This window comes from Halostagnicola alkaliphila (assembly GCF_055379965.1).
Window position 1 is genome coordinate 1181343 of the sequence record NZ_AP043826.1, and the last position, 13296, is coordinate 1194638.

Sequence of the window (13296 nt, forward strand, 5' to 3'; positions counted from 1 at the left end):
TATCAGCGCCTCGGGCAAGTAGCTACCGCTCTCCGAGTACATCGTTGACGAGTGGTCTTCCTCGAGCCGCCGGTCGTCGGTGGCGACTGGGTTCCACGCCGAACACAGAGGCTTGTTTGACGGCGATCGAACGAAGAGGCTTATTTGACGGCGCTCGAACGAAGAGGCTTATTTGACAGCGCACCCGACCGGCTGTATGGTCGGCCAGCGCCTGCTTGAGCGGCTCCCGAACAACTGGAAGCGGCTGGTGACGACGCGGGTAGCCGTCGGACTGGCGCTGGTGGTGGCGTTGCTGTCGGTCGTCACCGGCGTTGCGGCGATCAGTCAGGAGACCGTCTCCGAGGGACCACTCGTCGGTATCGTCCCGGTAGTCGTCCAGGAGACGGTCGGCTTTACGGGTGCGCTTACGGGCTTTCTGATGGTCGGTAGCGCACTTGCCCTTCGCCGCGGACTGCGAGCTGGCTGGTACGCGACGGTGATCCTCCTCCCCGTGACAGCGATTCAGGGATTGCTCCAAGTAAGCGAATACTCCTATCCGCTCGTCGCCCTCTCCGTTATTACGATGCCGTTCTTGCTCGCCAGCCGCAAGCGCTTCGATAAGAAACTCTCGTTGAACACGACGCAGTTGGCCGCCGGTGGCGCACTCGTCGGCGTGCAGGCCTACGGAACGTTCGGCGCCTACGCGCTGCGGGAGAGCTTCGACGGAATCGACGATCTCCTCGACGCCTTCTACTTCACGCTGATCACCTCGAGCACCGTCGGATACGGCGATATCGGGCCGGAAACCCAACAGGCAATCTTGTTTACGATGTCCGTCGTCGTCCTCGGCGTGGCTAGCTTCGGTATCGCGATCGGTGCCCTCGTGGGCCCGGCGATCCAGTCTCGAATCTCGAAAACACTCGGAAAAATGACCGACTCACAGATCGAACTCATCGACCAGCACGTGCTCGTGCTCGGCTACGGCGAACTGACCGAACCGATCGTCGACGAACTCTCGACCAGCAATCAATCGTTCGCCGTCGTCACGGCAAACACCGACGCGGCCGAACAGCTCTCCAGTCGCGAGATTCCGGTCATCGTCGACGACCCCAGCGACGAAGAACCCCTCGAACAGGCCCACATCGAACGGGCGCGGGCTATCGTCGTCGCGACGAATACGGACGCCGAGGACGCCCTGACGATCCTCACGGCGCGACAACTCGCACCCGAAACGCCGATCATCTCCGCCGCGACGGACCGGGAAAACATCCCGAAACTCGAGCGAGCCGGCGCGGACACGGTCATCAGCCCCGCTTTGCTGGGCGGGCACCTCCTCGTTAGGTCCGCACTGGGCAGCGACGATTCGGAACTGATCGAGCAGATCGTCGGCGACGAATAGCTCCTCCGGTAGGTAGACGACGATCCATTCGTTCTCGGGAGGTTATCTTCCACGACGGATCGATATCTTGGGACCGCTCGAGTGAATCCGCTCAGTCGTTTGTTCTCTCTCAGACGACGAGCAGTTCGTCGACGACGACTAACAGCACAAACCCGACGATGAACGCGCTCGTCGCGGCGTCGGCGTAGCCGTGGCCGTGCGAGGAGGGAATCATCTCGCGGAAGACGACCGCCATCATCGCGCCGGCCGCGAAACCGGCCGCAACGGGAAAGACGCCCGTCGCTATCACGACGAGAACGTATCCAAAAATAGCGGCCCCGACCTGCGGAACGAGCCCCGATAGCGTCGTGTACAGGAACACTCGCGCGTTCGAGACGTTCGTCTCCCCGAACGGTACTGCGAAGGCGAACCCGTCCGGAATGTTCTGGAGTCCGATAACGACTGCGAGCAAGGATGCGACGTCTTGAAGCCCGGATGCGAATGCGACGCCGATCGCCAGCCCCTCCGGCGCGTTGTGAAGAACGATCGCGGCCCCGATCAACAGCGGCCGTCGAACGCTAGAATCCGGATCCGCTGGTGCGGCGCCTCCCTCCTGGTGCCACCCCATATACCGCGCGTGAAGGTGTGGAATGATCCGGTTCCCGGCTAACAGTACCAACCCGCCAAGAACCACGCCGGCTACGACCGCTCCGAGTCCACCCTCGTCCATCCCGGGGATGATCAACCCGAACACGCTCGCGCCGATCATAATTCCCGCGGCGAGACCGAGAGCGGCGTCGTACACTCGGTGGGTGACCGTCGTACGGAAGAATACCGGAAGTGCCCCGAGCCCGGTCACCGCGCCGGCGATACTCGTTACGACGAGCATCGTCACGAACTCGTTCATACAGTTTACAGCCAACCACCGTCCCTGAATAGCTATGTCTAGATGGCGTATTGCTATGCTCGAACTGTTCGCTGTTCCAGAGGTGCCCTCTCGTCCCTACTCGTCCCTAACCCTCTCGCCCCTATTCGGAGGGACCCTCTCGTCCTATTCTGGAGCATCCTCGAGGATTTCGACGCCGCTCGAGGCGCCGATTCGTTCGGCACCGACCTCGATCATGGCCATCGCGTCGTCGTAACTTCCGATGCCGCCGCTGGCTTTGACGGGCAGGTACTCGCTCATGAGTTCGACGTCGCCGACCGTCGCGCCGCCGCTCACGGTTTCACCGTTCGCACGTTGTTTCTCCGAAACAACGCTTTCTGCGAAACCGGTCGACGTCTTGACCATCGCGGCGTCCGCATCCGCGGCCGCCTGACAGGCCTCGTGTTTCTGCTCGTCGCTCAACAGCGCCGTCTCGATGATCACCTTCACGGGAATCGGGACGGCAGCGACGAGTTCCTCGAGTTCGCTCGTGACGGCCTCGAACTCGCCGGATTTGAGCCGACCGATATTGATCACGACGTCGAGTTCGTCCGCGCCGGCCTTCCACGCCAGGACGCCTTCCCGCCGTTTCGTGTCGTGATCGTTCTGCCCGTGGGGAAAGCCGATGACGGTCGCGAGGGTGACGTCGGGTGCGTATTCGGTCGCCTCCTCGAGATAGTACGGCGGGATACAGGCGTTCATGCCGTGAGCCGAAGCGTCGTCGAGGACGGCTTCGATATCCGCGGGGGTCGTCTCGGGGCCGAGAACGGTGTGGTCGATCAAGGGTGCGAGTTCGTGACGGTCCATACTGGGGTCGAACGACCGAGAGGTGAAAAACCCGCCCGGTTCCGTTCATCGCTCGAAGAAGTCGCCTAATGAGTTGAGCGCAAGTCGACGGATCGAACCCGTCTCCTCGAGGATCGGAAACGGTTAGTCGCTGGCACGTACCAGTTGCCGTATATGGTGTTCCCAGAGGGATTCGCCGTTCCGCCGCTGGAATTTCTGGTGCCGCTCTTGCTCGCCCTCGGCGGCGTCCTCGCGCTTTTGTGGGTGAACAGTCCGGCCGTAACCGACCGGACGGTGATCGCGTTCGCACCGTGGATGGTGCTCGGCTCGACGCTGCACGTGCTCTATCAGGTCGAGGCGATCCCCGAACCGATCGACGTCCTCTTCGGCGCACCGACCGTCTACGTTACGACGGCCACTCTCGCAGGGTTCGTGTGGGTTGGTTCGATATACCTCCAGCAGGCCGACATGCAACAGTCGGTCGAGACGCCACTCGGTGTCGTCGGCGCGATCCTCTTCCTCGCCGCCGCAAGCTACGCGATCAACACGGGTTTGGAAGCCGGGACGATCGACGCGTTCTGGCCCGCGGTCTCGGTTGTCCTCTCGGTCGTTCTGACCGCACTCGCCTGGATCGGACTCGAGCGCTGGGCGAGCGAGACCGCCACGGTAACGAGCCTGACCGGCGTCCTCGTCGTCTTCGGCCACGCGCTCGACGGCGTCTCGACCGCCATCGGCTACGACCTCCTCGGTGCGAGCGAGGAGGTTCCCGCCTCACAGTTAATTCTTCACGCTGGCGAAGCGCTTCCGACGTACGATATTCTCGGCGCTGGCTGGCTGTTCGTCGTCGTGAAGGTCGCGCTCGCGATGGCCGTTGTCGGCCTGTTCAAAGAGTACGTCCGCGATGCGCCGCGGCAGGCTCGGCTCCTGCTCGCTTTCATCGCCGCCGTCGGACTCGGCCCCGGCGTTCACAACGTGTTGCTCTTTACGATCGCGTAGCTGATTCGCGACGAGTTCTCCTTGCAGTCGCTCTCGAGGTCCCCTCACCGCTCCTCAAGTTCCCGCTCTCGCCGAACCCGCAGAACGGAATCGTTTTTCTCTCCCCGGTCCGTTTGCCGAGTCGTGAATGGTCAGGGTGCTCACCGCCGGTCACGTCAACTGGGACGTGACCCTCCGCGTCGATAGATTTCCCGAACCCGACGGCGAGGCGTCGATCCGATCCCAACGGCAGTCGGGCGGTGGAAGTGCGGCCAACGTCGCGACCGCGTTGGCCGAACTCGAGGTCGAAACGGGCCTCATCGGGAGCGTCGGCGACGACGAGAACGGGTTGTTAGCCAAACGCGACCTCGAGAACGCGGGCGTCTCACTCGACGGACTCCGAATCGTCGAGGACGCCAAGACGTCCGTCAAGTACCTTCTCGTCACCGAATCGGGGGCGGTATCGGTGCTCGGAAACGACGGGATCAACGAAGCCGTCGGTCCGGACGACATCGATCCTGACCGAATTGGATCGACGGATCACGTCCACCTCACAGGGCAACGACCCGAGACGGCCGCCGAGATCGCACGAGTTGCAACGCGTTCGGGATCGACCGTGAGCTTCGACCCGGGCCGTCGTCTCGGCGACCGGGAGTACGCCGAAACCCTCGCCCTCGCCGATATTATCTTCGCCAACGACCGGGAGATCGATGCGATGGTCGACGCCGACATCACGGACTTTACCGAAGGAACGATCGTCGCTAAGCACGGCGAAAACGGCGGCGAGGTCCACACGCCGTCGGAATCGTTCGTTCACGACGGGTTCGAGATCGATTCCGTCGATACGAGCGGGGCGGGTGACGCGTTCGCCGCCGGCTTCATCTCCTCGAGCCTTCGGGAGGACAACGCCGAAGTCGCACTCGAGTACGCGAACGCCTGCGGAGCGCTCGCTGCGAGCCACAAAGGGCCGCGAAGCGTTCCGACTATCGACGCAGTCGACGCCTTTCTCGAATCGCGAAGGTGACCAATACGGATATATAAATAGTCGTGAAAGATTCGGATCCAGCACCTGCTGAAGTTCTCATCCGGTGTTGTCTGACGGTAGCTATATACCCAACGCCGTTGCCCGTTTGAATAGGAAGTCACGATCCCGTGACTGAGAGACATGATGAAAGGTACCCCCTGGACGTCTGCACCCGGTGACAACCGCACGCACGTCCAATACGACCGACGCGAAGATGAGCCGCCAAGCGTCGCCGTTGCAACAGCACTCGCATCGTTTCACGGCGAGGATGTAACCGCTGGTAGCACACAACTGTACCAGTATATCGACCCCGATGCGCTCGATGCCCTCTTCGGAAACACCGTTAGCGGGACCGATCGAGCGGGCGGAAACGTGCGTTTCGAGGTCGACAGCGCGACCGTCGTCGTCCGACCCGAACGGATCCACGTCTACGCCGAAAACTGATCCCCGAACCACCTCGAGACCGCTCGAGGTTCCGGCCGTCCAGGCGGCGTTTGTCGTTGCCACCGGCGTTTGTCGTTGCCATCGACTTACCGTTGCACCTCTGCATCTATCGACATTCCCTCTACCAGGACACGTCGATCTCTCTCTTTTTCGACGTTCATCGCTCGCACGTATCCGCTCCATCCTTCCTCGAGGCGAACTGGAGAAGGTTTTTCTCGCCGCCCGCGGAACCGGTGCGTATGGCGACACAACCGCATCTACTGGTTGATGAAGGAGATCTCACGGACATCGCATTGATCCCCGGCGATCCGGGTCGCGTCGATCGAATCGCGAGCCACTGCGACGAGTCCGAGACCATCGCACAGAACCGCGAGTACAAGGTCGTCAACGCGACCTATAACGGCAGAGAGCTGACGATCTGTTCGACCGGGATCGGCTGCCCCTCCGCCGCCATCGCCGTCGAGGAACTGGCGAACGTCGGCGTCGAAACGTTCGTCCGCGTCGGAACGACCGGGGCGCTCCAGTCCGATATCGAGATCGGCGACATGATCGTCGCGACCGGCGCGGCGAAAAACGAAGGAACGAGCAAACGGTACGAGGCCGTCGAGTACCCCGCCGTTCCGGACTACGACGTGCTCTCGGGACTCGTCGACGCCGCCGAGGCGAACGACGAAGACGTTCACGTCGGTCCGATCGCGAGCGACGACGCCTACTACGCCGAGACCGACGAGCACGTCGCCGACTGGGAGGATGCGGGACTCCTCTCGGTCGAGATGGAAGCCGCCGCAGTCTTCTCGCTGGCCCGCCGCAAGGGACTGCGCGCGGGCGCTATCTGTACCGTCGACGGCAACCTCGTCGAGGGAACGCAGAAAGGAACCGACACCGAGGACGACGAACTGCCCGAGAAAGCGAAGAACAACGTCGGCCGAGCGATCGACATCACGCTCGAGGCCGCGACTGAACTCTAAGTTACCCGGCCCTCTTATCGAATGTAACCCACGCCTCGCCGGTCCAATCGATTGGTCTGCGGTGGCGCGCGCTGCGTCGCGGCGAACGGAGCGAGGCGTGAACGGAGAAGGCCTCGAGAAGCGAACGGTGACTATCAGGAATCGTGAGCCGCTGCGAGCCGCGGCGCGATGATGCGCGAGGTCTTCGGTCACTCCGTGACCGAACGGCTTGGAAGTCGTGAAGCGGCTTCCAGTGGATGAGCGAGGGGAGCGCGACGCTACGCGTCGCGAAACAGCGAACGGGGAAGTCGTTCGAAACGGCCCGTTTCGTGACTGAGCGAATCTTCGATTCGCGATGTCCGCGAACGGGACGCGTTCGCTTGACGACGAGAGACCGACGGTTTCTCGAACCACCGTGAGCTGAGAACGAGCGAATCGGTTGGGGAGGATATGGTCCTCATCGTGGCTCGTGCGAGCAGGACCGCTCGCAGCGACGATCAAAACGCCCGGCTCTGTTGAAAACTTTCAAACCTGACAATAACGGTGTGCTGAATACAAAGCGCGAATGTAGCAAACGGCAACTCCCGCCCGTTGACACGGGAACCGTCCATCCTATCGAGTGACCATCAGCAAATCGGTATCGTCTATTTTTCGCCTCGCCCGTAGTGTTCGCTGAAAATAGTTAGGGATGTTACTCTCCTGGTGGCTCGATGGCACCGAGTTGCATCAGGAGGCCCATCACGTCGTTTTGGGCCCACGACTCGACGAACTGCCCGTCCTCGATTCGGTGGATGTGGTGGCCTTCTACCACGGCCTCCCCCGTCGCTTCGACCCCCATGAATCCGCCTTCGTGGGTCCCGGTAGCCCGGTCTCGTCTGACCACCATGTCGCCCTCGGCGATCAGATCCTCGACCCCACAATTGATATCCGGAACTGCGGATCGAAGCGTCATGACGTATTCCTTGACCTCCTCCGGGCCCTGAATCGGCTCGGGGAGGGAAGAATTGTACTCAACATAATCATCTGCAAAGAGTTCATCAATGAGGTCTAGGTTCCCCTCGCTAATGACCTCTTGTGCGAAGGTGCGGGCCATCTCCTTGTTTTCGGCTTCCGTTGTCGACGGGCTTCCAGGCGGGTCGATGGCACCGACCTGCAGGAACGCCCCGAACAGGTCAGGGAGGCCGGTCACTTCGACCAATTCTCCGTCGTCGAACCGGTAGCTTCCGAACCATCTTACCTCGACCGAGGTTCCGGTGGGTTCGATCCCCATCAGTTCGCCTTTGTGGGTGCCCCCGAACGTGCAATTCGCCATCACCGTGTCGCTTTCGGCGACGACATCGTGGGCTTCGAAGGACAAGTCCGGAAATCCCGCTCGGATCATCCGGAGATTGTCCTTGTACGCCTCCCGCCCGTGGACGGTCCCGACCGGCTCGGGACCATGGAATACAACGTCCTCGGCGATGGTGCCGTCAAGTACATCAATGTTGCCACCGTCCCAAACGTCGTAGACCTGGTGTGCGGCTCGTTTATTCGCTTCTCGTTGGTCTTGTGTCTGTGACATGTATTGGCTCCTCGAGGGCTGAAGATTGACCGGGTTACCAAGTGCTCGCTCAGTGAACCCTCGGTTATCGCGGACCTGGTTGGGGTCAGCTTGGGTCTCCATACCCCTCATTGTCAATCCTCAACTACCATTCGACGGACTCCGGAATAAATGTTATTTGAATGATGTTTCAATCGGATTTTCGATAGAACGAATCTTCAATAAGATATACTACGTGTTGGGGTATGGGCTGACGATCTACTGGGGTCCACACCCGAACTCAACACGGCACTTGATCGTAGTGACGGACGGTGGGGTTTTTGACCCGTGCTAGTCAATAACACATATGGGAGAATCGCCCCGCAAAGATGCGAGCCAACCGGAAACAGCCGCCACAACCGAGGCCTTCAAACTGCTATCCGACGAAACCCGGCTCGAATTGTTGGAGGCCCTCTGGGAGGGCGACGATCCGACGGATTCGTCACCGATGCGGTTCGTCGATCTCCGGGAGCGGGTCACCGTCGACGATCCCGGTCAAATCCACTATCACCTCGATAAACTCACAGCCCATTTCGTCCGTCACTCCGAGGAGGGCTATGAACTCAGGGAATCGGGCAAACGGATCGTCCGCATGCTCCTCTCCGGTATCGCCCTTGAGCATCCAGAGATCGAACCGGCCGAAATCGACGTCTTGTGTCCGTATTGTGGCGGACAGACGCTGTGCAGCTATCGGGATGGATGGCGCTACCTAGAATGCACCGACTGTGACGTACGGTGTGTCCCGAGCTTCCCCCCAGGCGTCATCAGCATGAGCGAGTTCCCGCCGTCGGGACTGCGGAACCGGACCCCGAACGAAATTGGTCACGCTGATTGGATCTGGACTGCTCACCGTCGGGTATCGGTTATTGATGGTGTGTGTCCGGAGTGTGCGGGTGACATGCCTATCACCTCGATCTTTATCTGTGATGACCACCAGCCCGATTGGGAGGAGTACCAGTTCTGTGAGCATTGCGAGTCAATTTTCTGGATACTCGTGACTCACGTCTGTGAGCAGTGTGAGTACCGCTGGTCGATGCCGATATCAAATTATCTGACGAGAGAACCAGCAGTAGCTGCATTTTACTACGATCACGGGATTGAATTCGACTTTTCGACGCCCGAACAATTCAGCCTCCTCCTTGATGTAGAGAAAGAACTTCTCTCGGAGGACCCCCTTTGTATCCGGATGACAGTCCACCTGGAGGATGAAGAACTCAACCTCACGTACGATGACAAGTTGGACGTCGTTTCCACGGAACGAAGCGGGTGAGCACCATATAAATTTCCGATACGAGTTCACGAAAAGAACGGATTGGGAAGTTATCCGATGTGTCGTCATGGTCTCTGGCTATATCCTAACCAGAGTTATTCCATGAAAATCTCACGTAGGTCGTGAGCCAAAAGGGCTGAATGTTACATTTGAAAATTCCAGAACGCTCGCAGCGACGAGAACACGGCGAACCTCCTTTCGATCTCAGCCGCGCCATCTAGATGGACTGTCACCGCTCGAGAGACGAGAGATACGTTTGATACGAACTCGAGTTACACCAACTCGTCGTAAATGTCCGCCAACTGCTCGAGCGAGTGCTCCACCGAGAGCATCGCCCGCCGTCGTCGACAGAGGTCCGACAGCCGGTCGTTCTCCGCGAGCGTGCGCCTGATCGCCCACCGAAGATCGTCGATATCTCCCTCCTCGTATCGATAGCCGGTCTCTCCCTGAATCACGGAGTCGGTGAGCGCTCCGGCGTCGACGGCGACGACCGGCGTTCCACAGGCCGTCGCCTCGAGCGCGACCAACCCCTGCGTTTCGACGGGACTCGGGAAGACGAACGCCTCGAGCGCCGAGTAAAAGGCCGGTAGCTCCTCGCGCTCGAGAAATCCCAGAAAGCGAACGTCCGCATCGGCTTCCGCCGCGTGGGCTTCGATCGATTCGCGGGCGGGTCCGTCCCCGCCGATGACGAGCGTGAGGCCCGTTCCCGCCACGCCGTCGATAGCCTCCTCGAGGTTCTTTTCGGGACCGTGTCGGCCCGTGTAGCCGACGAGCGGCCCTTCGAGTCCCTCGAGGTCGTATCTTCTGCGAAACGCCGTCGGATCGACCGGTCGAAAGAACTCCGTATCGATGCCGTTCGACACGATACTCACGTCGACGTCGGCCTCGACGTGTTCGAGAAGGTTCCGCCGGGCGAAGGCCGTGGGGGCGGTGACGTGGTCGACGTGCTCGAATACGGACCGTTCGTAGGACCGCGCGATCCGCTCGAGGCTCCCGACGAACGGATCCGGCACGTGCTGGTCCGCTCGATCCTCGAGCAGGGTGTGATAGGAGGCGACGACGGGAACGTCGCGTTTGCGGGCGAACCGAATGCCGGCGATCCCGATCGTAAACGGGGTGTGAACGTGGACGATATCGGGCGTCTCGAGCCCCTCCGGGACCCTCGGTATGCCGAGCCGGTATCTGGGGTACAACGGGGCCGGAACGCTCGGCAGCGTGTACTCTCCCCGCTCCGGTTCGTAGTCGTCCATCTGCGGGAACACGATCGACATCGAGTCACGAAACCGCGGCCAGCGCTCTCGCCAGAGCGAGACGGTGTAGGTGACGCCGTTGACCGTCGGATAATAGAGGTCGGTAAACGCAGCGACGCGTTCAGCGTTCGCCATCGGCTGTGTCTCCACTGGTTGTTCGTATAACTATTCCGTCTATACTGCTCTGTGCCGGTTCAACTGCTGGTCGCTGAATTCACTCGATTCGGAACGAGACGCCGTGATTCTGCAATAGTGACCGCATTCGCTCGACCCCGGAGACTTTGTCCCAGCCTTCCCCTGTGTAGTGTTTGTACGGATGTCGTAACCAGGAGTACTCGCGGTGGGCGAACACCTCGAGCGATTCGCCGCCGGCCTGAAACAGCGCGATGTGGAGTTGCCACGTCGAAAGCGCTGACTCCCGTCTGACCCAGCTCCCCGCCGATCGGCGGCCGTCGTCGTGGATCTTCAGGGATGCGATCGGTTCCGGTGCAAACTCCATCGCCTCGAGGTCGGTTCGGAACTCCCCCAGTCCGCGCTGGACGGTTCCGACGTACTCCGCGGGGTGTTGGGTACACTGTGCGAACCCGCCGAGGGGCTTTTTGACTCGGTGAAGCGTCGGGAGAATCCGCCGCCGAACTCGCGTCGTCAAGTCGAGGGCCTCTCTGCGGGCGGACGGTTCGTCAGTGCTCGTCACGATCCATTCTATCCGGTCTGAGCGCAAAGCCTTTCTGGATACTGTTGTGCTCGAGACCAGTCTAGCTCACATATCGCTGAGTCGTATCCCGTCCTCGAGGAGTCGCGCGTTTCGCTCGCGGTCGAGATGTTCGCCCAGGTCGTCGTGCTCGTACAGTTGGGCGATCACGTCGGCGTAGAGGGTTCGCCACGCGATGGCGTAGATCGGCGACTGGCCCCACGCTCGAAGCTCCGGGACGAACTCGTCATAGGTCTCGAGGCGGTCTTCGAACCGGTCGATCACCTCGAGCACGCTCGCAGCCGCCTCGCGTTCGTCTTCGGCTTCGTCGATCGCTCGATTGAGGCGGTCTTCCCAGCCCGCGACGGCCTGTTGCATATCCATCGCGGTGTCGTCGCCGTCTTCGGGCAGCTGTTCGAGTACCGGTTCCGGAACGCCGAGTGAGATGTCGTCCATACTCGAGAGAGGGTCGGGTCCGCCAAGAAACCTGCAGTCGGTCTCGGTCGGAACGTCGAACCCGCCGATGATTCACTCGAGCCACGTTGCCAACAGAACCTCGTCGACGAACGAGTCTTCGAGACAGTACTGTCCCTCGCGCTCGCCCTCCCGTTGCCATCCGTGCTCCTCGAGAAAGTCGATCGCCCGTTCGTTCGTCGCTGGCAGGCTCTGGGTGATCTTCTGATAGCCCGCATCTTCGGCCCATTCGAGGCCGTACTCGAGCAGACTCGAGCCGATCCCCTCTCTACGAGCGTCGGGGCGAACGCCGACGGTCACTTCGGCGGTGTGTCGAAGCGACGGGAGTTCGGGCGCGTCGAGGTGGAGCCAGCCGACGAGTTCGCCCGCTCGCCTCGAGTTCTCCTCGTCGGATCCGGCCGGCGACTCGTCGTCCGGTTCGAACTCGGCGACGAAGAACACGCGAGATTGATCTTCGTTTGCTCGAACGAGCGCGGACTCGCGCTCGAGGCGTTCGGCGACGTTCTCGGCGACGACGTACTGGCCCTCGGTTGCGACCTCGCACATGGCGTCGACGAGTTCGTCGCGATCGGATTCTCGTGCCGGACGGATCCGAGCGATCCCGTCCTCAAGTTCGTGTTTCGTCTCCGGTGCCGTCACTCCGACGCGGAGGCGACCGTTTGTCTCGAGCAAATACCCGGCCGTTTTCAACTCGTCGACCGCCTCCTGTAGCCGGTCGGTCGACGGTCGAACCTGTTTCCGGTAGACGCCCGATCGAGCCGGCTTCGAGTGCGAGCCATCCGTTTCGATCCGGATCGCTCGAGCGAGTTCGGACTGCGAGGCGTCTCCGTTTTGTTCGACGTACTCGTACACTCGCCGTTGAACGGGGTCGTCGAACGAAAACGTCGGGTGGGTGCTCATGGAGCCGAATCCGGCGACGGCGGGCATAATTATGGGCTCCGTACTGGCGGTTCGGCTCGGCGGATCGGTGGGGAATGACGGATTATCGGCTTCTACGCGCGATTTCGAGCGCGCGATTCGCCGTTATCGCCCGTCAGGCCCCCATCGCCGGCCGTTTCGGATCGAGTTCGTTACCCGACCGCTGCTGTGCCCGCACGGCGATTTAATATCTCACTATGTGGTTTATGGCGGGAATATCGGCCGCACAACGACGATTATTCGGGCGTCTCCGGCGGATCGAAGGCTCGAGAAACGCAGTTTCGGGACCAGGTATCTCGGCGTGTAGTGATCCTGTCGACGACACGGAGTCACCGAGCGAATGCAATCGTCCCAGAGTGAGCCTCGATCCCCCGGCTGAACTGTCGTAACGATATCCAGCAACTGCCGTCGAAGCACCGGAATACGATAGAACGACATACTTCTCGATCGTTCAAAGGGCAGACATCTGACGGCGAGCGTTCTCCTGGTGCTCCGCAGATGAGTGGGCGGCCATCGTTTCGAGGCCGCCGCGTGTCAGATAGCCGTCGCAGAACGGCTCCGACGTCTCGATTACATTCCGTTCGTTCCTTCGCAGTGTCCCCGGCGTTGCTTGCTCGAGCGGTTACGGCGATTGGTGTCGGGCGGCTGGCATCGAT

The 13296-nt window shown here is 61.0% G+C and carries 13 protein-coding genes; 6 read left to right on the forward strand and 7 right to left on the reverse strand.

The window, feature by feature from the left end:
• Positions 1 to 196 precede the first annotated feature (196 nt).
• Positions 197 to 1378, forward strand: a complete 1182-nt coding sequence (locus tag ACZ5C7_RS11040; RefSeq protein WP_464376357.1) for an NAD-binding protein — start codon at positions 197 to 199, stop codon at positions 1376 to 1378.
• 109 nt (positions 1379 to 1487) lie between these two features.
• On the opposite strand, the gene ACZ5C7_RS11045 is transcribed toward ACZ5C7_RS11040, so the two are convergent.
• Positions 1488 to 2264: a ZIP family metal transporter gene (locus tag ACZ5C7_RS11045; protein ID WP_464376358.1), complete on the reverse strand. Its 777-nt coding sequence runs from the start codon at positions 2262 to 2264 to the stop codon at positions 1488 to 1490.
• 144 nt (positions 2265 to 2408) lie between these two features.
• Positions 2409 to 3089 carry a deoxyribose-phosphate aldolase gene (gene deoC / locus ACZ5C7_RS11050; protein WP_464376359.1) on the reverse strand — a complete coding sequence of 227 codons (681 nt, stop codon included), beginning with the start codon at positions 3087 to 3089 and terminating at the stop codon, positions 2409 to 2411.
• Between the two features lie 153 nt (positions 3090 to 3242).
• Here deoC and ACZ5C7_RS11055 point away from each other — a divergent pair, with 153 nt between their 5' ends.
• The 4 genes from ACZ5C7_RS11055 to ACZ5C7_RS11070 all read left to right on the forward strand — a co-directional run bounded on the left by ACZ5C7_RS11055 (position 3243) and on the right by ACZ5C7_RS11070 (position 6479).
• The gene (locus ACZ5C7_RS11055) at positions 3243 to 4064 is read left to right on the forward strand and encodes a DUF63 family protein (RefSeq protein WP_464376360.1); all 822 of its coding nucleotides are present in this window, start codon (positions 3243 to 3245) and stop codon (positions 4062 to 4064) included.
• A 127-nt stretch (positions 4065 to 4191) separates the two neighbouring features.
• Positions 4192 to 5067, forward strand: coding sequence for a carbohydrate kinase family protein (locus ACZ5C7_RS11060; RefSeq protein WP_464376361.1), 876 nt, complete (start codon positions 4192 to 4194; stop codon positions 5065 to 5067).
• Positions 5068 to 5208: 141 nt separating this feature from the next.
• Entirely contained in the window at positions 5209 to 5511 is a 303-nt protein-coding gene (locus ACZ5C7_RS11065; RefSeq protein WP_464376362.1) for a HalOD1 output domain-containing protein, read from the forward strand.
• Between the two features lie 239 nt (positions 5512 to 5750).
• The gene (locus tag ACZ5C7_RS11070; protein ID WP_464376363.1) at positions 5751 to 6479 is read left to right on the forward strand and encodes a nucleoside phosphorylase; all 729 of its coding nucleotides are present in this window, start codon (positions 5751 to 5753) and stop codon (positions 6477 to 6479) included.
• Between the two features lie 670 nt (positions 6480 to 7149).
• On the opposite strand, the gene ACZ5C7_RS11075 is transcribed toward ACZ5C7_RS11070, so the two are convergent.
• Positions 7150 to 8019 carry an ester cyclase gene (locus ACZ5C7_RS11075; protein WP_464376364.1) on the reverse strand — a complete coding sequence of 290 codons (870 nt, stop codon included), beginning with the start codon at positions 8017 to 8019 and terminating at the stop codon, positions 7150 to 7152.
• A 325-nt stretch (positions 8020 to 8344) separates the two neighbouring features.
• Between ACZ5C7_RS11075 and ACZ5C7_RS11080 the strand changes: the two genes are divergently transcribed.
• A complete protein-coding gene (locus ACZ5C7_RS11080) occupies positions 8345 to 9307 on the forward strand; it encodes a winged helix-turn-helix domain-containing protein (protein ID WP_464376365.1) in 963 nt (320 codons plus the stop codon).
• Between the two features lie 272 nt (positions 9308 to 9579).
• Here ACZ5C7_RS11080 and ACZ5C7_RS11085 read toward each other — a convergent pair whose 3' ends face one another.
• The 4 genes from ACZ5C7_RS11085 to ACZ5C7_RS11100 form a co-directional block, all read right to left on the reverse strand.
• Complete coding sequence (locus ACZ5C7_RS11085) at positions 9580 to 10692, reverse strand: glycosyltransferase (protein WP_464376366.1); 1113 nt, start codon at positions 10690 to 10692, stop codon at positions 9580 to 9582.
• A 79-nt stretch (positions 10693 to 10771) separates the two neighbouring features.
• A complete protein-coding gene (locus tag ACZ5C7_RS11090; RefSeq protein ID WP_464376367.1) occupies positions 10772 to 11251 on the reverse strand; it encodes a hypothetical protein in 480 nt (159 codons plus the stop codon).
• Positions 11252 to 11317: 66 nt separating this feature from the next.
• The gene (locus ACZ5C7_RS11095) at positions 11318 to 11704 is read right to left on the reverse strand and encodes a hypothetical protein (RefSeq protein ID WP_464376368.1); all 387 of its coding nucleotides are present in this window, start codon (positions 11702 to 11704) and stop codon (positions 11318 to 11320) included.
• Between the two features lie 72 nt (positions 11705 to 11776).
• Complete coding sequence (locus ACZ5C7_RS11100; protein ID WP_464376369.1) at positions 11777 to 12622, reverse strand: N-acetyltransferase family protein; 846 nt, start codon at positions 12620 to 12622, stop codon at positions 11777 to 11779.
• Positions 12623 to 13296 lie beyond the last annotated feature (674 nt).